At 54.5% G+C, this 25,475-nt stretch carries 26 protein-coding genes; 21 read left to right on the top strand and 5 right to left on the bottom strand.

Annotated elements, in window-relative coordinates; all coding sequences use genetic code 11:
- Nucleotides 1-121 precede the first annotated feature (121 nt).
- Complete coding sequence (locus tag ACSF8X_RS01450) at nt 122-1,126, top strand: acyltransferase (protein WP_047877719.1); 1,005 nt, start codon at nt 122-124, stop codon at nt 1,124-1,126.
- Between the two features lie 14 nt (nt 1,127-1,140).
- Here the strand turns inward: ACSF8X_RS01450 and ACSF8X_RS01445 are convergent, their stop codons facing one another.
- Entirely contained in the window at nt 1,141-1,470 is a 330-nt protein-coding gene (locus ACSF8X_RS01445; RefSeq protein ID WP_047877720.1) for a DUF2500 domain-containing protein, read from the bottom strand.
- Nucleotides 1,471-1,716: 246 nt separating this feature from the next.
- Between ACSF8X_RS01445 and ACSF8X_RS01440 the strand changes: the two genes are divergently transcribed.
- From ACSF8X_RS01440 to ACSF8X_RS01420, 5 genes are all read left to right on the top strand, one after another.
- The gene (locus tag ACSF8X_RS01440) at nt 1,717-2,082 is read left to right on the top strand and encodes a hypothetical protein (protein WP_047877721.1); all 366 of its coding nucleotides are present in this window, start codon (nt 1,717-1,719) and stop codon (nt 2,080-2,082) included.
- An 895-nt stretch (nt 2,083-2,977) separates the two neighbouring features.
- Nucleotides 2,978-3,613 carry a lysoplasmalogenase gene (locus tag ACSF8X_RS01435; protein ID WP_500850541.1) on the top strand — a complete coding sequence of 212 codons (636 nt, stop codon included), beginning with the start codon at nt 2,978-2,980 and terminating at the stop codon, nt 3,611-3,613.
- A 25-nt stretch (nt 3,614-3,638) separates the two neighbouring features.
- Nucleotides 3,639-3,950 carry a putative signal transducing protein gene (locus ACSF8X_RS01430; protein ID WP_047877723.1) on the top strand — a complete coding sequence of 104 codons (312 nt, stop codon included), beginning with the start codon at nt 3,639-3,641 and terminating at the stop codon, nt 3,948-3,950.
- Between the two features lie 131 nt (nt 3,951-4,081).
- Nucleotides 4,082-4,321, top strand: a complete 240-nt coding sequence (locus tag ACSF8X_RS01425) for a YecH family metal-binding protein (protein WP_500850540.1) — start codon at nt 4,082-4,084, stop codon at nt 4,319-4,321.
- Between the two features lie 176 nt (nt 4,322-4,497).
- On the top strand, nt 4,498-5,085 hold the full coding sequence (locus ACSF8X_RS01420; RefSeq protein WP_047877725.1) for a YhgN family NAAT transporter: 588 nt from the start codon (nt 4,498-4,500) through the stop codon (nt 5,083-5,085).
- Between the two features lie 65 nt (nt 5,086-5,150).
- On the opposite strand, the gene ACSF8X_RS01415 is transcribed toward ACSF8X_RS01420, so the two are convergent.
- On the bottom strand, nt 5,151-5,417 hold the full coding sequence (locus ACSF8X_RS01415) for a DUF1145 domain-containing protein (protein WP_047877726.1): 267 nt from the start codon (nt 5,415-5,417) through the stop codon (nt 5,151-5,153).
- Entirely contained in the window at nt 5,414-6,022 is a 609-nt protein-coding gene (gene rsmD, locus ACSF8X_RS01410) for a 16S rRNA (guanine(966)-N(2))-methyltransferase RsmD (protein ID WP_047877727.1), read from the bottom strand. Before rsmD ends, ACSF8X_RS01415 begins: the two co-directional genes overlap by 4 nt.
- A gap of 122 nt (nt 6,023-6,144) precedes the next feature.
- On the opposite strand from rsmD, the gene ftsY reads away from it, so the two are divergent.
- The 9 genes from ftsY (at nt 6,145) to glpD (ending at nt 15,983) form a co-directional block, all read left to right on the top strand.
- Complete coding sequence (ftsY, locus tag ACSF8X_RS01405) at nt 6,145-7,434, top strand: signal recognition particle-docking protein FtsY (RefSeq protein ID WP_500850539.1); 1,290 nt, start codon at nt 6,145-6,147, stop codon at nt 7,432-7,434.
- A gap of 3 nt (nt 7,435-7,437) precedes the next feature.
- Complete coding sequence (gene ftsE / locus ACSF8X_RS01400) at nt 7,438-8,106, top strand: cell division ATP-binding protein FtsE (RefSeq protein ID WP_047877729.1); 669 nt, start codon at nt 7,438-7,440, stop codon at nt 8,104-8,106.
- Nucleotides 8,096-9,022 carry a permease-like cell division protein FtsX gene (ftsX, locus tag ACSF8X_RS01395; RefSeq protein ID WP_500850538.1) on the top strand — a complete coding sequence of 309 codons (927 nt, stop codon included), beginning with the start codon at nt 8,096-8,098 and terminating at the stop codon, nt 9,020-9,022. Before ftsE ends, ftsX begins: the two co-directional genes overlap by 11 nt.
- 122 nt (nt 9,023-9,144) lie before the next feature.
- Complete coding sequence (rpoH, locus tag ACSF8X_RS01390; protein WP_047877731.1) at nt 9,145-10,005, top strand: RNA polymerase sigma factor RpoH; 861 nt, start codon at nt 9,145-9,147, stop codon at nt 10,003-10,005.
- Nucleotides 10,006-10,475: 470 nt separating this feature from the next.
- Nucleotides 10,476-10,805 carry a thiosulfate sulfurtransferase GlpE gene (gene glpE, locus ACSF8X_RS01385; RefSeq protein WP_047877732.1) on the top strand — a complete coding sequence of 110 codons (330 nt, stop codon included), beginning with the start codon at nt 10,476-10,478 and terminating at the stop codon, nt 10,803-10,805.
- A 79-nt stretch (nt 10,806-10,884) separates the two neighbouring features.
- Nucleotides 10,885-11,721, top strand: coding sequence for a rhomboid family intramembrane serine protease GlpG (glpG, locus tag ACSF8X_RS01380; protein WP_047877733.1), 837 nt, complete (start codon nt 10,885-10,887; stop codon nt 11,719-11,721).
- A gap of 269 nt (nt 11,722-11,990) precedes the next feature.
- Entirely contained in the window at nt 11,991-13,361 is a 1,371-nt protein-coding gene (glpT, locus tag ACSF8X_RS01375; RefSeq protein ID WP_047877734.1) for a glycerol-3-phosphate transporter, read from the top strand.
- Between the two features lie 161 nt (nt 13,362-13,522).
- Nucleotides 13,523-14,281 carry a DeoR/GlpR family transcriptional regulator gene (locus ACSF8X_RS01370; protein ID WP_047877876.1) on the top strand — a complete coding sequence of 253 codons (759 nt, stop codon included), beginning with the start codon at nt 13,523-13,525 and terminating at the stop codon, nt 14,279-14,281.
- A gap of 193 nt (nt 14,282-14,474) precedes the next feature.
- The gene (gene glpD / locus ACSF8X_RS01365) at nt 14,475-15,983 is read left to right on the top strand and encodes a glycerol-3-phosphate dehydrogenase (protein ID WP_500850537.1); all 1,509 of its coding nucleotides are present in this window, start codon (nt 14,475-14,477) and stop codon (nt 15,981-15,983) included.
- Nucleotides 15,984-16,080: 97 nt separating this feature from the next.
- Here glpD and ACSF8X_RS01360 read toward each other — a convergent pair whose 3' ends face one another.
- On the bottom strand, nt 16,081-16,515 hold the full coding sequence (locus ACSF8X_RS01360; protein WP_500850536.1) for a flagellar basal body-associated protein FliL: 435 nt from the start codon (nt 16,513-16,515) through the stop codon (nt 16,081-16,083).
- Nucleotides 16,516-16,682: 167 nt separating this feature from the next.
- Here ACSF8X_RS01360 and ACSF8X_RS01355 point away from each other — a divergent pair, with 167 nt between their 5' ends.
- Nucleotides 16,683-17,228, top strand: coding sequence for a chorismate--pyruvate lyase family protein (locus ACSF8X_RS01355; protein ID WP_047877737.1), 546 nt, complete (start codon nt 16,683-16,685; stop codon nt 17,226-17,228).
- On the top strand, nt 17,219-18,082 hold the full coding sequence (ubiA, locus tag ACSF8X_RS01350) for a 4-hydroxybenzoate octaprenyltransferase (protein WP_500850535.1): 864 nt from the start codon (nt 17,219-17,221) through the stop codon (nt 18,080-18,082). The genes ACSF8X_RS01355 and ubiA overlap by 10 nt, the downstream gene beginning before the upstream one ends.
- A gap of 115 nt (nt 18,083-18,197) precedes the next feature.
- Here the strand turns inward: ubiA and plsB are convergent, their stop codons facing one another.
- Nucleotides 18,198-20,648 carry a glycerol-3-phosphate 1-O-acyltransferase PlsB gene (gene plsB / locus ACSF8X_RS01345; protein ID WP_047877739.1) on the bottom strand — a complete coding sequence of 817 codons (2,451 nt, stop codon included), beginning with the start codon at nt 20,646-20,648 and terminating at the stop codon, nt 18,198-18,200.
- 293 nt (nt 20,649-20,941) lie between these two features.
- Between plsB and lexA the strand changes: the two genes are divergently transcribed.
- The 4 genes from lexA (at nt 20,942) to ctaD (ending at nt 25,468) form a co-directional block, all read left to right on the top strand.
- Entirely contained in the window at nt 20,942-21,559 is a 618-nt protein-coding gene (gene lexA, locus ACSF8X_RS01340) for a transcriptional repressor LexA (RefSeq protein WP_047877740.1), read from the top strand.
- A gap of 79 nt (nt 21,560-21,638) precedes the next feature.
- The gene (locus tag ACSF8X_RS01335) at nt 21,639-22,439 is read left to right on the top strand and encodes a class I SAM-dependent methyltransferase (protein ID WP_500850534.1); all 801 of its coding nucleotides are present in this window, start codon (nt 21,639-21,641) and stop codon (nt 22,437-22,439) included.
- A gap of 305 nt (nt 22,440-22,744) precedes the next feature.
- A complete protein-coding gene (gene coxB, locus ACSF8X_RS01330; protein ID WP_500851123.1) occupies nt 22,745-23,848 on the top strand; it encodes a cytochrome c oxidase subunit II in 1,104 nt (367 codons plus the stop codon).
- A 12-nt stretch (nt 23,849-23,860) separates the two neighbouring features.
- Nucleotides 23,861-25,468 (top strand): cytochrome c oxidase subunit I, encoded by a 1,608-nt coding sequence (gene ctaD, locus ACSF8X_RS01325; protein ID WP_047877742.1) that lies wholly within the window; start codon nt 23,861-23,863, stop codon nt 25,466-25,468.
- The last annotated feature ends 7 nt before the right edge of the window (nt 25,469-25,475 follow it).

Genomic DNA, 25,475 nt, shown 5'->3' with positions numbered 1-25,475 from the left:
TGTCGAGTGTCTAAATAACGGCAGGCTGCTATAGTCAAAGCGGGCCATCCCACCGGGAGGCCCGCTTTTGTATTATTGCGCAGTGCTATTCACAGCGCCGGTTTGGCGGCAGGGAGGACAGGTGAGAGAGAAAATCCAATTTTTTGATGTGCTGCGCTGTATGGCGGCGGTGGCCGTGGTGGTGATCCATGTGCTGGGGCCGTACCGGGAGCAGCTTGGCCAGATCAGCGATGGCAGTTGGATTGTCGCGATCTCTTTCAACAGCTTCAGCCGCTGGGCAGTGCCGGTATTTATCATGATTTCCGGAGCATTGATGCTCAGCGATCGGCGGCCATTCGAGTTGGGCTATTATGTCCGGCGCCGGCTGGGCAAGGTGCTGGTGCCGTTTTTGGTGTGGTCCTGCTTTTATGCCGGCCTGAGCGGCTTGAGCGCTGGCGGGTATGACCAAACGCTGGCCTTGGATACCCTGCTGGCCTTGCCTATCCATGAAACGTATTACCACTTAGGGTTCTTCTATTACTTTATCCCGCTCTATTTTGTCGTGCCTTTCCTGCGCTATTTCGTCCAGCATTACGACCGCAAGGCGGTGATAGCCCTGACGGGGCTGTGGCTGGGGCTGACCGCCTTGTTCCTGTTTCGGATCGACGGGCCGTGGAGTCATGAACTGGTGCTCTATAGCGGTTATCTTTTGTTGGGGTACGTGGTATTTCAATGGCAGTGGCCGTCATGGGGATGGTTGCTGCTGTTGGGCGGCGGCTGTCTGTTGCTGACCGATTACATGGTGCTCAGTAACAGTTTCGCTGCCGGCGAGTATACCGTCGGGCGCTGGTTGTCCTACAAGACCCTCAATACCGCCCTGATAGCCGCGATGATCTTTGCCCTAGGCCGTTATCTGGCCGACAGGATGAATGAGGAGTGGCTGGGGAGGTTGGCCTTTATGAGCCGCTATAGCTTGGGGATCTATCTGCTCCATCCCCTGTTTCTCTGGCCGGTACGGGCCTTTGATTGGTATTTCCTGCCGCCGTTGTTCATGATCCCCCTATGGACGGTAGTGGCCACCGGGCTGGCCCTGTGGGCCAGCTGGCTTCTGGGCAAAAGTTCGAAAACGGCCTGGTTGGTCCCTTGAGCCCAGCGGTGGGTTCAGCGCTGGAGCGCGAAGTGGAGGAACTTCAATCCCTGATAGGTCAGGGTACCGCTGTCCCCGGGATTGAGGGCATGATAGTAGTGGATACCGACCATGAATTCGCGCTTGGGGCCGCCGCGGGTAGGTTGGACGTAAATCCAGTATTCCTGATCGTCCTGGCCGGGCTGTGCCCCGATCACTGGCACGCTTTGCTTGTCGAGCACAGTGACGTCAATTTTGCGCTCTTTGGCGCTTTCGCCGAGCATATGCTGGCGGTAGATGCGGGCGAAGCTGGCAATGGCGACAGCGAGTAACAGCAGCATCAATGCTGGGATCCAGATTGGCATGTTGGGTCTTCCTTGGCTGTGACGGGAGAAAGGCGAATGTAATGATAGTGGGTTCTTATTATTCACAATCTCGCTTGCCTGCGTATGGGGATGGCTATATTTCGTGATCTCGGTTGAGTGGCGATGCGCAATATGCCCTTGTGGCATTGTATTTTAGCGGCTTGACGGAAAACGGGGTCGGTGTACTTTGCTTCTTGGCCTAGTCACGGTAAGTTAGAAAGGATGTCGGTAGAGGAATGAAGCTGTATGGCGAATATTGAATTAGTGGTGACCCGCTCGCGACGGATTGAGCGCTTGCTGCGAGAGCATTACCATGCCGAGGGCAAGGGACTGCACCAGCTGATCACGAGCAGCGAGGAGCGCTTGCCTCATGAGATCATCCCCAAATTGCGGTTTATTGCTTCGGTGCGAAACAAAACGGTACATGAAGACGGCTATCGGCTCGATGACAAAAAAGGGTTCATTGCAGCCTGCAAAGCGTGCGAAAAAGAGCTGACCCCTCGGAGCGGTCGGTTTGTCTGGACCATTGCTGTTCTGCTGGTGCTGGGTGCCACGGCCCTTGCCATCTGGTTCTATTCGATCCACTGGCACCGTATCAACCTGATGCCGTAGTGATATCAACAAACAAAAAAAGGTGCCTGAGGGCACCTTTTTTTATGGAAATTTTTTATAGCCCTTAGGCTTAGTAGATAACAGGCAGCGTCATGAGACCGACAATTACGGCGATCATCATTAGGCCTTGTTTTTGAGAAGAGGTGAACATAGTAAGGCTCCTTGGTAGCTGCTTGTTAAGGTATGGATTTAGAATAGCATTGTTTTTGGTGGTTATTCAAGCAACATTGTCAAATCTTGGTAATAAATGAATTTTATTGAGCCATAAATGGTTGTTTTTGATGTTTTGAATGTTGTTTTCTCATGGGGTGAAAAACACCCACGCTGTTCAAATATAACTCTCAATGGTTTAACTTGATGTTTTTATTGGCTTTTAAATGTGATTTTGGTGTGTTTTTATTGAGCTTTTCTAGAAGTTTGTATTTTGGTGGTTTCCTGTCTGTAAGGTTGGTTTTGCTAAGTTAAATATTGTTTTTATCACCAAATTGATGGCCGATGGCTTCCTTTGTGTCACCCCGCCCTCAATACAGGGCATGAGTTGATATTTTTGAGGCTGCTAGAGGGTCGTGGCTATTCAGTGGCGATATTAGGCTTGTTTTTCATGTATATCTTAACTAATTAATTGTTTTGTATTGTGTTTTTATCGATTTCTGGATTGTGTTCATCAATGTTTATGGGGGTATTTATCTTCGTGAGTGATTCAGGGGAGGGAGTTGGTGGTGGAATTTGATGCCAAACGATTGCTTTTGTGCTTATGTGTGGGGTGGCAAGGATTAACATGACCGCGGATGGGTTATTGGCTTGGCTTGCTAGACAATTATGGGTATCCCCCTAAACTGGGTTGGCCTCAAAAATAACTAATTTCAGCTATGTTAATAATAGTGGCGGTGATGTGATGTGGGTCTGGTTAGCTATTGCTCTTTCTGCGTTGTTGCATATCTCGGCGGCTTATAGTGGTCCTCGTTGGCAGTTTTACTTTTTTAAGCCCTTTACCCTTGTTTTGCTATTGGTGCTGGCTTGGCAGTCTGGCTCAGGCGATGCGTACCATTGGACCATCATGGTCGGCCTGGCCTTGTCGCTGGTTGGGGATGTTTTCCTGATGCTGCCCAATGAGCGTTTCATCGCGGGGCTGACAAGCTTTCTCTTGGCTCATATTGCCTACTCGGCTGCGTTTTGGTCTCAGTTTGGTGGCGGCATGGTGTGGTGGTTGCCCGCCTTGTTGGCAGCCGCTGGGGTGATAGCGCTGCTACTGTTGCTACCCGGGCTGGGGCGGTTGGTACTTCCGGTTGCGGTCTATATAGCGGTGATTTGCCAGATGTCCTGGGCGGCTGGTGAGTATTGGCTTACAGCTTCGGATATGCCGGCTTTGCTGGCATTTGTCGGTGCTCTGGTGTTTATGTTTTCGGATCTGTGCCTAGCCTTCAATCGTTTCCGGGGGGCGTTTCGCTCGGCGACAGCCTGGATCATGGGAAGTTATTTCTTGGCACAAGGACTGTTTGTGGCGACATTGGCTACCGGTGTGGTTCGCTAGGGGCGATTGCCGGGAGGGAGGCGATATGACTGAGAGTTGGCTCGAAGTCTACAAGGCGGCGAACGCCTTGGAGGCGCATAGCCTGAAAGGGATGCTGGAGGCCGAGAATATCGAGGTATGCCTGCGTGGAGAGGGGCTGCTGGCCGCGGTCGGGGAGTTGTCTGCTGACGTGGTGGAAGTGACGATTTGGGTCGCCTCGTCTCAATTTGGGCTGGCAAGACAGCTATTGGCTGATTACGAGCAGGTTGCTCATCCGCCATGGTTTTGCCCTGAATGCAGTGAACGGAACGAAGGATCATTTGAGATATGCTGGCACTGCGGGCGGGAATCCCCGTGAGGTGGGGTGGGGTGTTTCGGGGTATCTTGGCTAAAAGGTGTATTAAAAATATATTATTTGTTTTGCGTCAAGGCGGGCGGTGAAGAGCACGGTAATATGGCGGCAGTTAACTAACGTATCTGAGGTCGACCATGAGCCAAGTCCATGCCCATAATGTATTGAATAAGTTACTTGAGGCGAGCACGCCTTATACTTTGGATAGCCTGCGCAAGGCGGTGCTGGCTGAGTATGGTGATGAGGTGCGCTTTCATACCTGCAGCCAGCAAGATTTGACGTTTGATGCATTGATGGATTTCCTACTGTCAAAACAGAAAGTTGTCATCGACGGTGAGCATGTTGTTACTAACCGCGATCGGATGTGTAATCACTGATTGGCAACGGGTAAACACTAGCCTATTGGCATTGAATTATTTTGCTTATCAGGTGGCAAAATTATCGCCACCTGATTGTTCGTTTGTTATACTCTCTCGTCTCTGGTCGACAGTCTGGTCGATCATCCTAATTCTCGATATATCTTTCTTTATATACACTTTCTGAGGTCTGCTCTGTGGAAATTATTTCTGCGGCGGTCATGCTTTTTCTGATCATGGATCCGCTCGGCAATTTGCCGGTCATTTTGTCTATTTTGCGACATATCGATCCGAAGCGTCGCCGCTTCATTATGATCCGTGAATTGCTGATTGCATTGGTGATTCTGTTGTTGTTCCTGTTCTGCGGCCAGAAAATGCTGAATTTTCTGCACGTGTCGACAGAAACTGTCAGTATTTCGGGGGGGATTATCCTATTCCTGATCGCTATCAGGATGATTTTCCCGCAACCGGGCGGGGTGTCGGGATTGGCTGCCGGTGAAGAGCCGTTTATTGTGCCGATGGCAATACCTATGATTGCTGGCCCGTCAGTGTTGGCTTCCTTGTTATTGTTGGCCAATCAGGAGCCGGGGCGCACCGGAGACTGGGTGATTGCCGTTTTGTTGGCCTGGGGTGCCTCGTTCATCATTTTGATGTTCTATGAAGTGTTTAACCGGCTATTGGGCGAGAAGGGCTTGAAAGCCGTAGAGCGTTTGATGGGCTTGCTGCTGATCATGATATCGACCCAGATGTTCCTTGACGGTATTCGGAAGTTTTTCCAGTTCTAGGCACGAAATCGGAAGATAAAAAAAGCGAGGTATATCCTCGCTTTTTTTGTGGTTGTAAAACCCAATTACATCATGTGTTTGCGTCGAATATCGAGCAGGGCAAAGATGCCGAAGATCAGAATAGACCATTTTTCCCAGCGGCTCATTGTGATCTTGTCGCCGAAGGCCCCTAGGAAGATCAGCATTTGTAGGCCGTGCATCATAAACAAGAAGCCGGTCATAATGTAGAGCGCTATTGCGGCAACCCCGGGGAAGGGGTAGAAAATGTTAAGCAGCAATACCAACCACACGAACCCGATGGCGGCTTTGGCTAATTTGATCAGAATATTCATGCGTCCTCCCTTGTGTACAGCCGGTAGCATACCTGCCCCGCGGTTTTCTCCCGGTGCAGATGCCAGTCTGCGGGGGTATCCGGTGTGCCCAGCTCTTTTTCTGCTTCAATATAAATGACGGCATGGGGGGCTAGCCACTGGTTTTGCTCCAGCAGGCTGATCACTTGCTGAAGCAGCTCTTTGCGAAATGGCGGGTCGATAAATACCACATCGAATGGTGTCGCTGGCTGCTGTTTCAGGAACATCAGGCTGTCTGAGTTATGAATGGTGGCGTTGTCGGCACCAATGGTCTGGCGATTTTTCTCCAGTTGCTGGGCCGCCGTGCGGTCGAGTTCGAGCATGGTGACGTGGCGGGCACCGCGAGACAGGGCTTCGAAACTGAGGCTGCCGCTACCGGTGAACAGATCAAGGCAGTTGGCATCAATAATGTCTTGGGCCAGCCAGTTGAAGACGGTTTCCTTGACACGGTCGGTGGTTGGGCGCAGCCCTTCAACGTCGTGAACGGGCAGTTTGCGACCCCGCCAACGGCCACTGATGATCCGGACAAAGCCTTCGCGGCGGGTAGATGGCATTTTTTGCCCTGATTGTTGTCTGCGTCTTGACATAGATTTCTTCGACCGTTGAGAAAATGATAGTATAACCAAACCCCTGCCAATTATGTTTGTAAACCTGGCAGGGTAGGATGATCAAGCTGCAAATTGTACCAATCAAGCTCTAGGATTTGCCAATGGCAGAAAAAAAGAAACGCGGATTATTTTCGTGGCTGGGCTTTGGTTCGGAAGAGCCTGCCGAGCAAGTAGAACAAAAATCCTCAGCCGTCACTGGTGAGGAGCAAGACAAGGCCGCAGAGGCAGAAGCCAAAGCTGCCGCCGAAGCTGCGGCAGAGGCAGAAGCCAAAGCGGCCGCCGAAGCTGCGGCAGAGGCAGAGGCCAAAGCGGCCGCCGAAGCTGCGGCAGAGGCAGAAGCCAAAGCTGCCGCTGAAGCTGCGGCAGAGGCAGAGGCCAAAGCGGCTGCTGAAGCTGCGGCAGAGGCAGAAGCGCAAGCGAAAGCCGCCATTGAGGCGGAAGCACAGCTGGTACAGGAAAAGCCGAAAAGCGAGGGTTTCTTTGCCCGTTTGATGCGTGGCTTGAAAAAGACCAAGACCAATTTCGGTGCGGGGTTCTTCGGCCTGTTCAGCGGCAAGAAAATTGATGAGGATCTGTTCGAAGAGCTCGAGGAACAGTTGCTGGTGGCCGATGTCGGTATGGACACCACGCTCAAGATCATCGAGAACCTGACAGACAAGGCCGAGCGCAAAGACTTGAAAGACGGCGAGGCATTGTTCGGCTTGTTGCGCGAAGAGCTCAGCGAGATGCTGGTCAAGGTCGAGCAACCGCTGGTCATTGACGAGGCCAAGAAGCCTTACGTGATCCTGATGGTTGGCGTGAACGGGGTGGGCAAGACGACTACCATCGGTAAGCTGGCCAAGCAGTTCCAGAACGAGGGCAAATCCGTGATGCTGGCTGCCGGCGATACTTTCCGTGCCGCGGCGGTGGAGCAGCTACAGGTTTGGGGTGAGCGCAATAATGTGCCGGTAGTGGCACAGCACACCGGTGCCGACAGTGCTTCGGTAATTTATGATGCCATCGAGTCAGCCAAGGCCAAGAATGTGGATGTGGTGATTGCCGATACGGCAGGCCGTCTGCAGAACAAAGGCAACCTGATGGAAGAGCTGCGCAAAATTGTCCGGGTAATGAAGAAGGTCGATCCGCATGCGCCGCATGAAATCATGCTGACGCTGGATGCCGGTACCGGTCAGAATGCTATCAGTCAGGCCAAGCTGTTCAGTGAAGTCGCACCGGTAACCGGTATTACCCTGACCAAGCTTGACGGTACCGCGAAGGGCGGGGTGATCTTCGCCATTGCCGATCAGTTCAATATTCCAATCCGCTACATTGGTATCGGCGAGGGTATTGAGGATTTGCGCCCGTTTGCCGCTGATGAGTTTATTTCGGCACTGTTTAGCGACGAGGAATAATACGTGATCAGGTTTCAGCAGGTAAGTAAGGCCTATCGGGGTGGGCGCCAAGCCCTGCAAAAGGTTGATTTCCATCTGCAGCCAGCAGAAATGGCGTTTTTGACCGGGCACTCCGGGGCAGGTAAAAGTACCTTGCTGAAACTGATCTGCGCCATGGAGCGGCCGAGCGATGGCAAGGTGTGGTTCAACGGCCATGATATCTCACGTATCGACAGCAAGCAGATCCCGTTTTTGCGCCGCAATATCGGGATCATTTTCCAAGACCACAAGTTGCTGATGGACCGCAGTATCTTCGACAATGTCGCGCTGCCGCTGCGGGTCGAGCAGGCAACGGAAAACGAGATCAAGCGCCGGGTATCGGCGGCGCTCGACAAGGTGGGGTTGCTCGACAAGGCACTCTGTTTGCCGATCCAGCTTTCCGGCGGCGAGCAGCAGCGGGTGGGTATTGCCCGTGCGATCGTCAATAAGCCGTTGCTGTTGTTGGCCGATGAGCCGACCGGTAACCTCGATGCCGCCCTGTCACAGCAGATCATGAATCTGTTCGAGGAGTTCAATCGGGTCGGGGTGACGGTGTTGATGGCTACCCACGATACCTCGTTGCTCAACTCTCGAGACTACCGCCGGTTGGACTTGCATCTGGGACAACTGAGGGAGCTTGGTCATGGCGCGTAATAAAACGGGATTTTTTGCAATCCACAAGCAGCAATGTAAGCAGGCACTCACTGATCTGATGCGACGCCCGCTGGGGAATGTGCTGACCTTGGCGGTTTTGGCTTTTGCCTTGACCCTGCCCGCGACGTTTTATCTGTTTGCCAAGAATATCGCCCTCGCGGCCCAGGCTTGGCAGACCCCGACCCAGCTGACCGTCTATCTCGAGCCTTCGACATCGAAGGCGGTGACAGATACGCTGCGCGAAGAGCTGGCCGGTTGGCCGGAAGTGGCCAAATTAGACTATATTTCTCCCGAGCAAGGTCTCGATGAACTTCGTCAGCAAGCCGGGTTCGATCAGGCGGTGAGCCTGCTCGACGATAACCCGCTGCCGCCGGTGTTGGTGTTGGTGCCAAAGGCCGGGTGGCAGGAGGCCGGTCAGGCCGGCATGCTCGCGGCCAAGCTACGCGGGCAAAGTGCGGTCGAAGAGGTTCGCCTCGACAGCGACTGGATCCAGCGGTTGGATGCGATAAAACAATTGGTACTGGCGTTGGCCAGTGTGGTCTCCGGACTGATGCTGGTGGCGGTGTTTTTGATTGTCGGCAACACATTGCGGTTGCAAGTGCTCAATCAGCGTGACGAAATTCAGGTGATGAAGCTGGTCGGTGCGACAGACAGTTTTATTCTGCGCCCGTTCCTATATACCGGGGTCTGGTACGGAATTATCAGTGCGGTGTCGGCTTGGATCCTGACAGCACTGATCACGGTATTGCTTGATAGCGCCGTAGCGCACTTGGCGGGGCTGTATGATAGCAGCTTCAGTCTGGTTGGGCTGGGCTGGGACGAAAGTCTGCTGCTGCTGATGCTCGCGGCCTTTATCGGTTTGCTGGCCGCCAAGCTTTCGGCTGGTCGCCATTTGAAAGAAATTGAACCTGTGTGACGTTTTTGAGTCTACAAATAATGTAAATTTGCCAACTTGCTTGCAAACGAGGCTGCTTTTTGGGCATTATTGCAGGTTCAGGCGATTTCCCATTGGTACAAAAAATACACGAGGTTTGTTGAATGGCACAAGAGATGACATCAATGGCTCTGGTTTCTGCAGACAGCCTGGACAGTTATGTCCAGAGCGTCAACAGCTATCCGATGCTGTCGGCGGAGCAGGAGCGCGAGTTAGCTGAGCGTCTTCACTTCGAAGGTGATATCAATGCTGCAAAGGCGTTGGTTATGTCGCACCTGCGTTTTGTTGTTCACATTGCTCGCGGCTATTCAGGCTACGGCCTGCCAATGGCAGATTTGGTGCAAGAAGGCAACGTGGGCCTGATGAAGGCGGTCAAACGTTTCAACCCCGAAGTTGGGGTGCGGCTGGTATCGTTTGCTGTGCACTGGATCAAAGCAGAGATCCACGAATATGTACTGCGCAACTGGCGTATTGTCAAAGTCGCGACCACTAAGGCCCAGCGGAAACTGTTCTTCAACTTGCGCAAGGCCAAAAAGCGTCTTGGCTGGTTCAATAACGATGAAGTCAACATGGTTGCCGAGCAATTGGGTGTTGATGCCAGCGAGGTCCGCGAGATGGAATCGCGCCTGGCCGCTCAGGATGCGGCATTCGAACTGCAGCCTGAAGACGACGATCGCGATGGTGGCTACAGTGCTCCGGTCTATTACCTTGAGGATAAGTCATCGGATTTGGCCCGCAGTTATGAAGACAATAACTGGGAAAGCTATGCCAACAATCGTCTTTCTTCTGCCCTGTCCGGACTGGATGAGCGTAGCCAGCATATCGTCCGTGCCCGTTGGCTGGATGACGAGAAGATGACCTTGCAGGAGCTGGCCGACTATTACAATGTCTCGGCCGAAAGGATCCGTCAGTTGGAAAAAAATGCGATGAAAAAGCTCAAAGATGCCGTCGGCGACGTTGCCTGAGGATCCTGAGAAAATATCCACAAAATTGATTTTGGAAAAACCAGCCATTGGCTGGTTTTTTTGTGCAATAAATCTGAGAGATAGCTCTAAAAAAATGGCCTTTTAAGCGTTATCCACGAATGTTATCCACAGCTTTTTATAGGATCCGAACTACATATAGTGGATCCTATTTTCTCCAGGCACATTATCAACGCAATTCACAGCTTTTTCCACAGAAGGTCGTTTTTTGACCGCCTGCTGGTGTGGGGTGAGAGTGTGTATGGTGTGAGCCCTTGCTGGCACTGGCTTTGCTCATGCCATAGCGCGGGCTTATACCCGTACTTTTTCTATGGGGCTGTGGGTAACCGCATGGGTTACAATGGCCGGATAGGGATCGGCGGTACCGATGTTGTCGAAAACGGACGATCGTCACATTTTTGTGCCTGCCGATGATCCTATTCAATGATCATAATAGAGAGAGTAGAGTGCAGATGGATCAGTTTGAGCATATTTCGGTCGAGCAGGCCTATCAGTTGCTGTTTGAGCAGGACAGTGGGGCGGTGTTGGTGGATATTCGTGATCCGCAATCCCATGCCTTGGCGCACCCGGAAGGCGCATTTCACCTTACCAATGATACAATGGTTCAATTCATGGAGCAGGTAGATCCTGACCAGCCGGTGATTGTCATGTGCTATCACGGCATCAGTAGTCAGGGGGCCGCGCAGTACCTTATCCATCAAGGCTTTGATTGTGTCTATAGCCTTGACGGAGGGTTCGAGGCGTGGCGCCGCGAGTCTTACCCCTGCATCCAAACCGCCTAGTTGCTGAAGGGTTGCCATATCGTTGCCCGGCCCGGCGGATCATCAAGGCAAATGGCAACCATTGGATGAGGAGACGAAAATGTATCGTTTAGCCGGGTTGGCGAATCCGCGTCAGGCACAGGCCTTTATTGATTATATGGCCTCACGGGGTATCGAGTTGGTGCTGGCACCGGAGCCCGAGGGGCGTTTTGCGTTGTGGCTGGAAGATATCCAGTATCAGGTCGAGGCGGAGGCAGAGCTCAACCATTTCCTTGCCAATCCCTATGATCCCAAGTACCAGGCTGCCTCTTGGCAGGTTGCCGATACGCGTACGGCCCGTTTCAGCTACCGTAATCCGAGCCTGATCAAGATGGTCAAGGCACAGGCCGGCCCGTTCACCTTGCTGGTGATGGGGGTAACCATAGGGATCTATATCTTGTGGTTGCTCGGCATGCAGCAGGAGGTGTTTTCGGCCGCCCATTTCCCGCTGATGGATGGCGATCAGTGGCAGCTATGGCGTTTCTTCAGCCATGCACTGATCCATTTCTCGGCGGTGCATATTATTTTCAACTGCCTGTGGTGGTGGCTGCTCGGCGGCCAGCTGGAGCTGCAGCGCGGCAGTAGCAAGCTGGTGCAGCTATTTTTGGTGTCGGCCTTGGTGTCGGGTTTTGCCCAGTTCTGGTTCTACGGCCCGAATTTCGGGGGATTGTCGGGGGTCGTCTATGCCCTGATGGGCTATATCTGGTGGATGGGATGGCTGGCTCCTGAACGGGGATTGGCGATTCCGAAATCCTATGTGGTCTTTATGCTCGTTTGGTTAGTGCTGGGGTTCGCCGATATCGTGGGAATGTCGGTGGCCAATATGGCTCATTTGTTCGGCCTGCTGACCGGCTGTGCCCTTGCCCTGTTTGACGCCAAGCTGGGTTCGGCCAAGTAAATTCAAGACCCTCCTGATGCAAAAGGTGGACGCTATTTGGGTGTTCACCTTTTTTGTTGATATACCTATCTAATTCTTATTTTCGGTAAAAAGTAGCGCATTTTCGGCTCAATATCGAAATAAAACCCGCCAATTCGATTTCATTCACATTTTATTACCAGTTTTAGAGCAATAATTTGCATACTTTGAGCGAAATGGATTAGTTTCGCGCGTTCTGTATTCGTTTGTACCCATACCATTGCTAAAAACTAATTAAAAAGGAACATTTTATGTTTGGTCTGTTCAAACCCGCGCCGCATCGCGAGCGCTTGCCCGACGGGCAGGTTGATAGCGTCTACCAACGTCTCCGCTGGCAGTTGTTTGCCGGTATTTTTATTGGTTATGCCGGTTACTACCTTGTTCGTAAAAACTTTAGCCTGGCAATGCCTTACCTGATTGAAGAATACGGCTACAGCCGCGGTGATCTTGGTGTCGCGCTGGCTGCCGTTTCGATTGCGTACGGCCTGTCCAAGTTCTTGATGGGTAACGTTTCAGACCGCTCCAACCCGCGGTATTTCCTTGCCGCCGGCTTGAGTATGTCGGCCATTGTGATGCTCTGCTTCGGCTTTATGCCGTGGGCAACGGGCAGCATCGCGGCAATGTTCATCTTGCTGTTCCTGAACGGTTGGTTCCAGGGTATGGGCTGGCCTGCTTGTGGCCGGACCATGGTGCACTGGTGGTCGCGCAAGGAACGCGGCGAGATCGTGTCGGTATGGAACGTGGCCCACAACGTGGGTGGCGGCTTGATTGGTCCACTATTCCTGCTGGGTCTGTGGGCGTTCAATGACGACTGGCGTTCGGCTTTCTACGTGCCTGCATTCTTCGCCCTGATGGTGGCGGCGTTTACCCTGCTGACCATGCGCGATACACCGCAGTCATGCGGCCTGCCTTCAATCGAAGAGCACAAGAACGATTATCCTGATAGCTACGACGGTTCGCATGAGAAGGAGATGACGGCCAAGGAGATCTTCTTCAAGTATGTATTCAGCAACAAATTGCTATGGTTCATCGCGATTGCCAACGCCTTCGTATACCTGATCCGCTACGGCGTGCTTGACTGGGCTCCGGTTTACCTGAGCGAAGTGAAGGATTTCACCGTAGACAAATCATCTTGGGCGTACTTCCTGTACGAGTGGGCCGGTATCCCTGGTACCCTGCTGTGTGGTTGGATGTCGGATAAATTCTTCAAGGGCCGCCGTGCGCCGGCTGGTATCTTGTTCATGGCTTTGGTTACCGTGGCTGTGCTGGTTTACTGGTTCAACCCAGCGGGCAACCCGACTGTGGATATGGCGGCACTGGTTGCCATCGGCTTCCTGATCTACGGCCCGGTAATGCTGATCGGCTTGTATGCCCTTGAATTGGCTCCGAAGAAAGCGGCAGGTACTGCAGCAGGTCTGACTGGCCTGTTCGGCTACCTCGGCGGTGCGGTTGCGGCGAATGCCATCTTGGGCTACACCGTTGACCACTTCGGTTGGGACGGCGGCTTCATTGTCCTGACGGCATCTTGTGGCCTGTCTATCTTCTTCCTGACCCTTGCGCTGATTGGCGAGAGCAAGCTGCACCGCGAGCGGATGGAGCAAAAGGCTGCCGAGACGGCTTGATTGGGATCGCCATCATTGGCATCTTGGCTAGAGCCTAGGTAATATGACAAGGCCCCGCATCGGCGGGGCCTTGTTGTTTATTAAGCTTGACCGCACGCCGCAGCCCGCACAGCCTGAGCCTGCGTCAGCTTGTTGAAGGTGATATAGGAGCCTCGTCAGCAGTGAAGCAAAGCAAACGACACCAGGAGATCATCGATCTCGTTAAAACCCAGGGCTACGTCAGCACTGACGATCTGGTTGAGCGGTTCAATGTCAGCCCGCAAACTATCCGCCGGGATCTCAATGAACTGGCCGCCGACAACAAAATCCGCCGCCATCACGGTGGGGCAACCATACCGTCGAGCTCAGTTAACGCCTCCTACAGTACCCGTAAGGTGATGCAGCTGGCCGAGAAGGACAAGATTGCCCAGGCGATGGTTCAGCATATCCCGGACGGCGCAACCCTGTTTATCGATATCGGCACCACGCCGGAAGCCGTGGCTCGGGCGTTGCTTGAGCACCACGACCTGCGTATCGTCACCAATAACCTCAATGTGGCCAGTATCCTGACCGGGAAAGATGACTTTCGGGTGATCCTCGCTGGGGGAGAAGTGCGCAACCGCGATGGCGGTATCGTCGGCGAAGCTACATTGGATTTCATTTCCCAGTTCCGGCTTGATTTTGGGATCCTCGGTATCAGCGGTATTGACCTTGACGGCTCGCTGCTTGATTTCGATTACCACGAAGTTCGGGTCAAGCAGGCGATTATCGAAAACAGCCGTTGCGTGATGCTCGGCGTTGACCATACTAAGTTTGGTCGCAATGCGATGGTCAATCTGGGTGACATAAGTCAGGTTGATATGCTGTTTACCAACCATATGCCGCCGGACTCGTTGGCGAAGAAACTGACCGAGTATGATTTGCATATCGAAATCATCTAGCCTGTACCCTATCTGTTTTTCGTAAAGCTGCCATCAGGCAGCTTTTTTTATGCCATATTGCTGACGCGATCATAAAATCATCGAATTCGAATATATTTGTGATGATCTTGATCAAGTCTTTGTCTATTATGTTCGTATTCGAGCGTTAGTGCTCGAATACGAACATTTAAATTAGCGTGGGTAGGGTGGTGATATGGCAGAAGCAGTACTGGATGTAATTGTTGTGGGTGGCGGGATCAACGGGGCGGGTATCGCGGCCGATGCAGCGGGGCGCGGGCTGACGGTCGGCCTATATGAGGCGGCGGATTTTGCCAGTGCGACATCGTCGGCGAGCTCGAAGCTGATTCATGGTGGTTTGCGTTACCTTGAACACTACGAGTTTCGTTTGGTGGGGGAAGCGCTGGCCGAGCGCGAGGTGTTGTTGCGCAAGATCCCCCATATCGCCAAGCCGATGCGCTTTCGCCTCCCGCATCGTCCGCACCTGCGTCCGGCCTGGATGATCCGTGCCGGCCTGTTTCTCTATGATCACCTAGGCAAGCGAACAACGCTTCCTGCAAGCCGCAGCCTGCGCTTTGGCGAAGAATCCGTGCTAGTACCGGAGATCACCAAGGGGTTCGAGTACTCCGATTGCTGGGTGGATGATGCCCGTCTGGTGATCCTCAACGCGATGGAGGTGGCCGAGCGGGGGGGTGAAGTACGTAACCACTGCCGGGTCGAAAAAGCGGTGCGGGAGCAAGATATCTGGCGGGTGAGCATCCGCGATACGCTAAGCGGTGACGTGTTCGAGCGCCGTTGCCATGCCTTGGTTAACGCCGCCGGCCCTTGGGTCAAAGCCTTTTATGATCAGAGCCTCAACTGTCCATCGCCGCGCAATATCCGCCTGATCAAGGGGTCGCATATTGTCGTGCCGCGGGTGCATGATCAGGAGCAGGCCTATATTCTGCAAAACAGCGACAATCGAATCGTATTCGTGATCCCTTATCTCGATAAGTTCTCGATCATCGGTACCACAGACGTCGAGTACCGGGGCGATCCGCGCGAGGTGGCCATCGACGAGCCGGAGATTGGCTACTTGCTTGATGTCTACAACCAGCATTTTGTTCGCAAGCTGGGGCGTGACGACGTGGTATGGACTTACAGTGGCGTGCGTCCACTGTGTGATGACGAGTCCGACTCGCCGCAGGCGATTACCCGCGATTACACGCTGGAGCTGGAGCAGGAAGGCAATCAGCCGCCGTTGTTGTCGATTTTCGGCGGCAAGCTGACAACCTACCGCAAGCTGGCCGAGGCTGCGATGGCCAAGCTGGCTCCGTTTTTCCCCGCGATGGGGGCACCATGGACGGCTGATAGCTACTTGCCTGGTGGCGAGGCGGGATTTAATCCGACCCAGCAGGCCGATGCGCTGACGGGACGTTACACTTGGCTGCCTGCCGCCAGTGCGTTGCGGATGGCCACTAATTACGGCAACCGGGTTGAGCGGATTATGGGTGGGGTTGAGAAGGAAGCCGATATGGGACTGCATTTCGGTGCCGGTTTCTATGCCCGTGAACTTGATTACTTGCTGGAGCACGAGTTTGTACGTGAAGCGAGTGATGCCTTGTGGCGCCGCAGCAAGCTAGGCTTGTATCTGGATCAGGCACAGCAGCAGGCTGTTGCGGAGTATATTGCGCAATGGTACGCGGTTCGGGTCAATGCGGCCTGAGCGCGATAACGAAAGAGGCGGATTGCCATTATTCTGCCCATGATGAAAAAGGCGCCGAAAGGCGCCTTTTTCATATATAGCCGGGTATAAAACAGGCTTATTGGAAGAGGTATTTGGTGAACAGCAGTTCGGTAACCAGCTTCTGGTTGGTTTCGGCGATCAGCAATTCGTTGACCTTGGCGAGGCAGGCTTGGCGGATTTCCTCGCGTCCGGCTAACGATTGTACCCGGGCTTCTGGCTGCTGGCCGATCACGGTGATGATGGCGTCGCGGATCAGCGGCGCGTGGTGCTCGACCAGCTTGCTCATCGACGGGTCAAGTAGCATGAGGTCGACTTGGAGGCGCAGATAGCCGAGTCGTTTGCCCTGGGTGACATAGTTGGTGGTGATATCGGGGGCAAGGGTGTAATAGGTATAGTCAGGCATAGCGGCGCTGGTATCTGTTTCGGTATTGGTATCGTTATTGGCAAAGGCCGAAGACGGCACCAATATGATGGCCAATAACAGCAGCAGGCCGGGGATGGTCTGTTTCATTGTGACACTCACGGGTTATTAGTTTTTAGCCGCATAATCGTTTTCTTTCGATCGTAACGATATTCGTCGTGGTTACGGCTTGCTACAATAGTGTTTCCTCATGGTAATCAATTAACCTTGAACTACCAAGCTTTTGCCTTGGTAGGTAGTCGTTTTTTATTGGAAAGATGTCGAAATTCAATCAGTTGTACAATCCCTTGCTAGAAAGTGCCCATTGGCAGGCAGCCCAGAGCATGCAGTTGGAAGGGAATGAGTTTGGGCATTGGTTGCTGGAACTGGACTCGCTCTCGCGCCGTTTTGAGCGCCATTGCGAGCATTTTACCGTGTCGCTGGTTGAGCAGGGGATGCTGGAGCATTCTTGCTTGGTGCCGAACGAGCGGGCGCTGATTGGTGATGTGGATTGCCTCCAGCGCAAGGTGGTGCTGCTGGGAGACGGGGTGCCGTGGGTGTACGCCCGGACCCTGATCCCGATGACCACCCTGACCGGGCAGGAGCGCGACTTGGCCGAATTGGGCGAGATGCCGCTCGGGTTCCGGGTGTTTACCGATCGCAGTGCGCGGAGGGATGCGTTGGAAATCGCGCGTATTGCTGGCGGGGAAACGGGATTATGGGCTCGCCGTTCGCGGTTGTGGCTCAATGGCAAGCCGCTGCTGGTGGCGGAAGTATTTTTGCAGGATGCGCCGATGTATAAGGAGACCCAAGCGTGGAGATGACAAAAGCAAGGGCCTTTTGGCAGCTAGCCCGATTCGACCGACCGATCGGCAGCCTATTGCTGCTGTGGCCGACATTGTGGGCGTTGTTCCTGGCAGCCGATGGCATGCCCGATCCCGGCGTGATGCTGGTTTTCGTCTTGGGCGTGATTTTCATGCGTGCAGCAGGTTGTGTGATCAACGATTTTGCTGACCGCAATTTTGACGGCCACGTCAAGCGAACCGCACAGCGGCCGATGCCGTCAGGCAAGGTCTCCGAGCGAGAGGCGCTGGGGCTGTTTGCCTTGTTGGTGCTGGTCTCTTTCCTGTTGGTGCTGACCATGAACAGCCTGACCATCATGATGTCGGTGGTCGGCCTTGGGCTGGCGGCGGCCTATCCGTTTATGAAACGTTATACCCATTTGCCTCAACTGGTGCTCGGGGTGGCGTTCGGTTGGTCGATCCCGATGGCCTATGCGGCACAGGCGGGTGAGGTTCCGGCCGTTGCCTGGTTGCTATTTGTTGCCAATATTCTGTGGACGGTGGCCTACGATACCCAGTATGCGATGGTTGATCGCGACGACGACCTCAAGGTTGGGATCAAGTCGACGGCTATTTTGCTGGGCCGCTATGACAAAATGGGCATAGGCTTGCTTCAGCTCGGCACTCTGGTTCTGCTTATTGGGGTCGGGGCACTCAAGGCCTTGCCGCAATGGTATTACTGGTTCTTGCTGTTGGCCTCGTCGCTGTTTGTCTACCAGCAGATGCTGATCCGCAATCGTGAGCGTGAACCCTGCTTCAAGGCGTTCCTCAACAACAATTATGTCGGTATGTTGGTATTTGTCGGTATTACCGTCAGCCTTTGTCTGGCTGGTTAAATTTATCGACGTGCCGATAAAAAAGCGCCTTGGGGCGCTTTTTTTGTTCGTGCTATCAGGCCAAAGAAAAAGGCTGCCATCATGGCAGCCTTTTTTGTTCAAGGAAGGGCGGGAATCAAGCTGTTTCTGGTTCGTCTTCCTGACGCTCTTCGCGGTTCATTACCGCTTGGATGGTCAGCTTCACCTCTGGTGAGACTTGGGCCGCGAGCTGCTCGGCCAGGATCTGGACCGGCTTGGATACCGCGTGGCAGTCCTCGTTGAGGTAGCCTTCCTCGCGCAGGGTCTTGACCAGAATGGCGAATACGCCCTTGTCGAAGAACTCCGGCGCGTTGATGCCGTGCAGGCGGCTCAGGCGCTGGGCCATCATCTGGCTCTGCTGCTCGAGGTCGCTCTTCATCAGCTGCGGCTCGGAGTTGAGCAGGGTCAGGGCGATGGCATAGCGCTGCAACGTCTCGGAAATGGTGCGTGCCAAGAGGTGCAGCGGGCCAATCCGGGAGTTGTTGAGGCTGATGATATCGCCGTCGCGCAGGATCAGGCGCTGGCGAACCAGCTCGTTGATCTGGGCATCGACTACCGCAGCCAGCTCATTATCGCTGTAGCGCAAGAACAACTCGGCCTTGAGGAACGGGTACAGGCGGGCGACTTGGGCTTGAATTTCACTGATATCGAGCTGCTGGTGGTGGATAACGATATTGGCAATCAGCGACGGCAGCGCAAACAAGTGGATGATGTTGTTGCGGTAGTAGGTCATCAGGATCGCCTGCTCGCGGTTGAGCGAGACCATTTCCCCGAGGCTATCGCGCTCGACCAGGAACTTGTCCATCTCGAGGGCATGCTCGACCATTTCCTTGGCGTTGTTGTCTGGAATGGTGAACTGCTGCGAGTACGGTACGTTGCGCAGCAGCTGCAGGTAGCACTCGAGTTGCTGTTCGAGATCCTCACGGCTCAGGGCACGCTGGCGCGAGGCAAGCAGCGCCATACCGCACAGGGTCAGGGCATTGGTTGCCGCCGCATCGTTGATGTGGGTCATCATCTTGTTGGCCAAGCCGTTCACAACCGGGTTTAGCCATTCAGGGCGTTGTGGTTCGATCGGGTCGATGTCCTTGTGCCACTCTGGCGCGTTTTCGTTGAGGTACTGGTTCAGCGAGATTGGTTCACCGAAGTTGACGTAGCCTTGGCCCAGGTTGCGGAGTTTGCGCAGGGTTCGCAGCACTTGGCCGACGTTTTCTTTTTCCTTGCGCTTGCCTCGTAGCTCCTTGGCGTAGGTTGCCACTTCCATGACGTGCTCGTAGCCGATGTAGACAGGCACCAGGGTGACAGGTCGGTTGAGCCCGCGCAGCATCGCCTGGATAGTCATCGACAGCATGCCGGTTTTGGCCGGTAGCAGTCGGCCGGTTCGGGAGCGGCCGCCTTCGCTGAAGTACTCGACCGAATAGCCCTTGGCAAACAGCTCGGCAAGGTACTCGCGAAATACCGTCGAGTAGAGGCGGTTGCCCTTGAAGCTACGGCGAATGAAGAACGCGCCGCCCCGGCGGAAAATCGGCCCGGCTGGGAAGAAGTTGAGGTTGATGCCGGCAGCGATGTGCGGCGGAACCAATCCTTCCCGGTACAGCACGTAGGACAGCAGCAAGTAGTCCATGTGGCTGCGGTGGCAGGGAACATAGACGATTTCGTGGCCGTCTTGGGCTAGGCGACGTACCTGCTTGGCGTTGTTGATGTTCAGGCCCTGATAGAGCTTGTTCCACAACCAGCCGAGGAAGCGCTCGCCCCGCTTGATCAGCGAGTAGGAGAAATCGGCGGCGATCTCTTCCATCATGTCGACGGCTTCCTTGCGGACCTTCTCGATCGGCACATCACGGCTGGCGGCTTCTTCGGCCACAACTTTCTCGATGGCCTTGGAGGCCAGCAGGCGCTTGAACAGGGCTTGGCGGTCAGGCAGCTTCGGCCCAGACGCAGCAAGCTGCTGGCGCGAGAAGTGAATACGGGCAACCCGTGCCAGCTTGTTGGCGATCGAGTCGTCGGTACCGTGGTGGTCGGCCATGTAGCGCAGCGAAACCGCCGGGCTCAGGCGTACCATGCAATCGCGGCCGTGGGCCACGATGGTGATGAACTTCTCCGGCCCGTTGAGCGGACGCAGGATCGGGCGGTGGTTGTCTTCCTTGCCCGGCTGGCGCCCCCACAGGATCGATGCCGGAACGACCTGGATATCGAGCTCGCCGTCTTGCTTATGCTGCTCGAGCAGGGCGGTGAATAGCTCGATGGACTCTTGCGGCAACTCGCCTTTTTCGGCGAACAGGCGCGGCCCGTCGGAGATATACACGTAGCGGACGAATGACTGGCCGTTGATCTCCAACGGTGACAGCGGGTCGGGCAACCCCAGCATCGCGGTGCTCTTGCGCAGGGTCATTAAATCGGTATTGGAGCGGAACGGCAGGATATAAACAATCGGGCGTTCCGGGTCCAGTTCCAGATCCGCAATCGGATTGGACGGAATTGAATGGGTTTTAACCAGCAGAGAAAGCGGCAAATCCAGTAACTTTTGATAGATCTTCTGCCAACTTGACATATCTTTTACTAGCCTCGAATTCTTAATGCGCGGCAAGGATAGCAGAAAACCCCCTGCCATTAGCAGCGAATTAGCACATACTTGCAGTTACATGACATTTTTATTGTGTTTTTGCTGCATTTCCTGAATGTTAGGGCTTGCTCGGCGCCGAGTGGCGATCAAAGTGTAGGTCAGAGCCTACATCAGAGTGGCGATTTAGCGGCAAAATTGTTGTTTTCCTAGGCAATAGCCTTTTCAACCGCGTTGACACTGGATATACTCACAGTAGACTGTATAAAAAGACAGGGTAAGTGATGAAGCCGTTAACGCCGCGCCAACAAGAAGTCTTTGAATTGATCAAAGCAAAAATTGACGATACTGGAATGCCGCCAACACGCGCTGAAATAGCCCGTGAACTCGGCTTCCGATCTGCCAATGCCGCCGAGGAGCACCTCAAGGCGCTCGCTCGTAAAGAAGTGATTGAAATTATACCGGGAGCCTCTCGCGGTATCCGTCTTATTCAGACTGCAGAACCCGAAGTGAGTGGCTTGCCGCTGATCGGACAGGTTGCTGCCGGAGAGCCGATTCTGGCTCAGGAGCACGTCGAGACCCATTACGATGTTGATCCGTCCTTGTTCAAGCCGCGTGCTGATTTCCTGCTGCGGGTGAACGGGATGAGCATGAAAGACATCGGTATCATGGATGGCGACCTGCTGGCGGTCCACAAGACGCAGGATGTTCGTAACGGGCAGGTTGTCGTGGCCCGAGTCGATGAGGACGTAACCGTTAAGCGACTCGAGCGCAAGGGCTCGCAGGTTCTGCTTCATGCTGAAAACGAAGAGTTCGAGCCGATCCTCGTGGATTTGAACTGCCAGCACCTGACCATCGAAGGTTTGGCTGTTGGGGTTATCCGCAGTAGCGACTGGATGTAAACCGGAATTATTTTCCGTCAAGGTTTGCAACTGCTAATGAGAGTTATTATCATCTCCTTGTAGGTTTCTGGAGGTGATAATGACTGGCCCATCCCGCTTTGATATTCCGTCCGAGCTGCTTCAGCCGCTTTGGCTTCGTAGCCGAGAAAGCTTGGCTGATGATCGCCTGCTTTATGATCCCGTCGCTGCTGTCGCCTGCAGCCAATGTACCCTGACCCCCGAATGCCTGCGCGGTAATGTGACCGAGCAACAGTTGCTGCATGCCAGCTTGACCCTGCAAGGGGATCGCCGGGTGCAGGATTTTCTGCGCCGTCATCCCAACGGGGTGATCCTCAATCTGGGTGGGGGGCTAGATACCCGTTTCTATCGCATTGATAATGGCCGTTGCCGCTGGTTCGATATCGACGTTACCGAGCATCTGTTGTGGCGCCAGCGCTTGTTTCACCGCAGCGAACGCTATCGGATGCTGCCAGGCTCGCTAGAGGAGCTTGATTGGCTTCAGTTGCTGCCGGCCATGTCCGGCTCGCCGGTGATGCTGGTGTGCGATCAGGCGATGCTGGCTTATTCCGCCCCGGTGATTTCCGGCTTCCTCCAGTCGGCGGCCTGTCATTTTGGCCGACTTGAAATGTGTTTGGTGTTAGCTGGTGACTGGTGCGCCAGCCCGCTGGCTGATCGGCTGGGTGTCAGGGGCCATTACGGCCATGCCCTGCGGGATCCTCAGCAGCAGCTGCTGGCATGGCTGCCTTGGGCTGAGCCTGTCGGGCGGTTCAGTCCGTTTGACACCGGCTGCCGTCGCTGGCGGTTGTGGCAGCGTTGCCTTTCCCGTTTCCCCGGGGTGAAATATCGCCTTCTCCCGGTCCTCTTGCATATTCGGCTGTGAATTCGCAGCCCCCTCCATTTCCCCGCTACCTTCCTTGTCGATAGTCTTGGTGATCTCCTGTGTCATCGGAATGAAAAGGCAATTTTTTTGCTGCAATTTTATTGCGCTTTGTCGCATTTCTGTCCTAAGTTGAATGTAAATAAACTGTTAATGGCACGGTTGGCGGAACTGATTGCTGCTTTGGATGTGTCAGTATTTTTCTGCTGATCTGAACCATTTCCGCAACGGATCGGTAGTTATATATAGGAAAAGGATGAGGAGGGAACCGGGAGATGATCCGCTTTCTGCTGTGTTGTCTGGTAGCCATGCCGGCTCTGGCCGATACCCAGTCCATGCCGCTCAATATGACCCAAGGGGTCACGGCGGTGAGCCAGCAGGTTTACGACCTGCACATGACGATATTTTATATCTGCGTGGCGATCGGGGTGGTGGTTTTCGGCGTGATGTTCTGGGCCATCATCCACCATCGTAAGTCTAAGGGGGCAGTGGCTGCTTCCTTCCACGAAAGTACCAAGGTGGAAATTGTCTGGACCTTGATCCCGTTCGTCATCCTGATCCTGATGGCGATTCCGGCCACCAAAACGCTGCTGGCGATGGAGGACACCTCCAAGCCTGACATGACGGTACAGGTCACGGGTTCGCAATGGAAATGGCATTATCGTTACTTCGACGAAGAGGTCGAATTCTACTCCCTCCTTGCAACCACCTCGGCGCAAATCGCCAACGAGCGCGACAAGCGCGACAACTACTTGCTGGAGGTCGACCGCCCGCTGGTGCTGCCGGTCGGTAAGAAAGTGCGTTTTTTGATCACCTCGCAGGATGTTATCCATTCCTGGTGGGTGCCCGATTTTGCGGTGAAGAAGGACGCCAACCCCGGCTTTATCAATGAGGCGTGGACCCGGATTGACGAGCCCGGTATCTACCGTGGCCAGTGTGCTGAGTTATGCGGGAAAGACCACGGATTTATGCCGATTGTGGTGATTGCCAAATCCCAGACGGACTACGACCAGTGGCTACAGACCACCCGGACGGCCCAGCGCGAGGCGCGAGAGGAAGAGCAGCGCCTGCTTGATATGCAGATGGGGATGGACGAGCTAATGGCGCTTGGCGAAAAGGTTTATACCACCCGCTGTGCTATGTGCCATCAGGCCAACGGACAGGGTCTGCCCGGGGCCTTCCCGGCATTGGCCGGCCAAGGGGTGTCGGTGGATCCTGCGGCGCGGCTGGAGCACATCAGCGTTGTTGTTCACGGTCAGGCCGGGACGGCAATGCAGGCGTTCGGGCCGCAGCTGAGTCTCAAGGAGTTGGCGGCGGTGATCACCTATGAGCGCAATGCATGGGGCAACAATACCGGCGATGCCGTGCAGGCAGCTGAGATCCAGGCGGTGATGAATGGCGAAGAGCTATAGGGGAGAATAGCGATGACGGATATGTTGCGCGAGCAGACGGTTGACGAGGCGGGCACGGAGCAAGAGCATCATCATGCCCATCACCCGAGTGGATTGCGGCGCTGGCTGCTGACCACTAATCACAAGGATATCGGCTCCCTCTACTTGATGTTCAGCTTCGCGATGTTCTTGATTGGCGGGGCGATGGCGATGGTGATCCGTGCCGAGCTGTTCCAGCCCGGCTTGCAGCTGGTCGAGCCGAACTTTTTCAATCAGATGACGACGGTCCACGGTCTGATCATGGTCTTCGGCGCGGTGATGCCGGCCTTTACCGGTTTGGCCAACTGGATGGTGCCGCTGATGATCGGTGCGCCGGATATGGCACTGCCGCGGATGAACAACTGGAGTTTCTGGATCCTGCCTTTTGCTTTCTCGATGCTGCTGATGTCTCTGTTCATGGAGGGCGGCGGCCCTAATTTCGGCTGGACCTTCTACGCACCGCTCTCGACCACCTACAGCCCGGAGAGTACCGGCCTGTTCGTGTTTGCCATCCATATCATGGGGATTAGCTCGATAATGGGGGCGATCAACGTGATTGTGACCATCGTCAATATGCGGGCGCCGGGAATGACCTACATGAAGATGCCGCTGTTCGTCTGGACCTGGCTGATCACGGCCTTCCTGCTGATCGCGGTGATGCCGGTGCTGGCCGGTGCGGTCACCATGGTGCTGACGGACAAATATTTCGGTACCAGTTTCTTCGACGCAGCCGGGGGCGGGGATCCGGTGATGTTCCAGCATATCTTCTGGTTCTTCGGCCATCCCGAGGTCTACATTATGATTTTGCCGAGCTTCGGTATTATTTCGGCTATTATCCCCGCATTTTCTCGCAAGAAGCTCTTCGGTTACAGCTCGATGGTGTACGCCACTGCCTCGATCGCCGGCTTGAGCTTTCTGGTTTGGGCCCACCATATGTTCACCACTGGGATGCCGGTGGCGGCCGAGCTCTTCTTCATGTACTGCACCATGCTGATCTCGGTGCCGACCGGGGTCAAGGTGTTCAACTGGGTGGCGACCATGTGGCGCGGATCGCTGACCTTCGAGGTGCCGATGCTGTTTGCCATCGCCTTCATCGTCCTGTTCACCATCGGCGGCTTCTCGGGGCTGATGCTGGCGATCACGCCGGCCGATTTCCAGTACCACGACACCTATTTTGTGGTGGCTCACTTCCATTATGTGCTGGTTTCAGGCGCCATCTTCTCGATTATGGCCGCGGCCTATTACTGGCTGCCGAAATGGACCGGCCATATGTTCGATGAAAAGCTGGCGAAGTGGCATTTCTGGTGCTCGCTGATCTCGGTCAACATCCTTTTCTTCCCTATGCACTTCCTCGGTCTGGCCGGGATGCCGCGTCGGATCCCCGACTATGCGCTGCAGTTTGCCGATATCAACGCGGTGGTCAGCATCGGCGGGTTCCTGTTCGGCCTGTCCCAGCTGATATTCCTCGCGGTGGTGGTCAAGTGCGTCCGTGGTGGTGAGAAGGCCGCGGCCAAGCCGTGGGATGGTGCCGAGGGGCTGGAGTGGAGCGTGCCGTCACCGGCACCGCACCATACGTTCTCGACACCACCCAAAGTCGACTAGGAGGCGA

The organism is Photobacterium panuliri (genome assembly GCF_059920555.1).
This window is presented reverse-complemented; position numbering and strand designations above follow the sequence as displayed.

Coding starts and splice junctions, on each gene's coding strand:
- coxB (WP_500851123.1), top strand. CDS start 22,745: ATGCCGGCTCTGGCCGATACCCAGTCCATGCCGCTCAATATGACCCAA.
- rpoH (WP_047877731.1), top strand. CDS start 9,145: ATGGCACAAGAGATGACATCAATGGCTCTGGTTTCTGCAGACAGCCTG.
- ACSF8X_RS01335 (WP_500850534.1), top strand. CDS start 21,639: ATGACTGGCCCATCCCGCTTTGATATTCCGTCCGAGCTGCTTCAGCCG.
- lexA (WP_047877740.1), top strand. CDS start 20,942: ATGAAGCCGTTAACGCCGCGCCAACAAGAAGTCTTTGAATTGATCAAA.
- glpG (WP_047877733.1), top strand. CDS start 10,885: ATGTATCGTTTAGCCGGGTTGGCGAATCCGCGTCAGGCACAGGCCTTT.
- ACSF8X_RS01425 (WP_500850540.1), top strand. CDS start 4,082: ATGAGCCAAGTCCATGCCCATAATGTATTGAATAAGTTACTTGAGGCG.
- ftsX (WP_500850538.1), top strand. CDS start 8,096: ATGGCGCGTAATAAAACGGGATTTTTTGCAATCCACAAGCAGCAATGT.
- glpE (WP_047877732.1), top strand. CDS start 10,476: ATGGATCAGTTTGAGCATATTTCGGTCGAGCAGGCCTATCAGTTGCTG.
- plsB (WP_047877739.1), bottom strand. CDS start 20,648: ATGTCAAGTTGGCAGAAGATCTATCAAAAGTTACTGGATTTGCCGCTT.
- glpT (WP_047877734.1), top strand. CDS start 11,991: ATGTTTGGTCTGTTCAAACCCGCGCCGCATCGCGAGCGCTTGCCCGAC.
- ACSF8X_RS01435 (WP_500850541.1), top strand. CDS start 2,978: ATGTGGGTCTGGTTAGCTATTGCTCTTTCTGCGTTGTTGCATATCTCG.
- ftsY (WP_500850539.1), top strand. CDS start 6,145: ATGGCAGAAAAAAAGAAACGCGGATTATTTTCGTGGCTGGGCTTTGGT.
- ACSF8X_RS01360 (WP_500850536.1), bottom strand. CDS start 16,515: ATGAAACAGACCATCCCCGGCCTGCTGCTGTTATTGGCCATCATATTG.
- ACSF8X_RS01440 (WP_047877721.1), top strand. CDS start 1,717: ATGGCGAATATTGAATTAGTGGTGACCCGCTCGCGACGGATTGAGCGC.
- ACSF8X_RS01430 (WP_047877723.1), top strand. CDS start 3,639: ATGACTGAGAGTTGGCTCGAAGTCTACAAGGCGGCGAACGCCTTGGAG.
- glpD (WP_500850537.1), top strand. CDS start 14,475: ATGGCAGAAGCAGTACTGGATGTAATTGTTGTGGGTGGCGGGATCAAC.
- rsmD (WP_047877727.1), bottom strand. CDS start 6,022: ATGTCAAGACGCAGACAACAATCAGGGCAAAAAATGCCATCTACCCGC.
- ACSF8X_RS01355 (WP_047877737.1), top strand. CDS start 16,683: ATGTCGAAATTCAATCAGTTGTACAATCCCTTGCTAGAAAGTGCCCAT.
- ACSF8X_RS01415 (WP_047877726.1), bottom strand. CDS start 5,417: ATGAATATTCTGATCAAATTAGCCAAAGCCGCCATCGGGTTCGTGTGG.
- ctaD (WP_047877742.1), top strand. CDS start 23,861: ATGACGGATATGTTGCGCGAGCAGACGGTTGACGAGGCGGGCACGGAG.
- ACSF8X_RS01445 (WP_047877720.1), bottom strand. CDS start 1,470: ATGCCAATCTGGATCCCAGCATTGATGCTGCTGTTACTCGCTGTCGCC.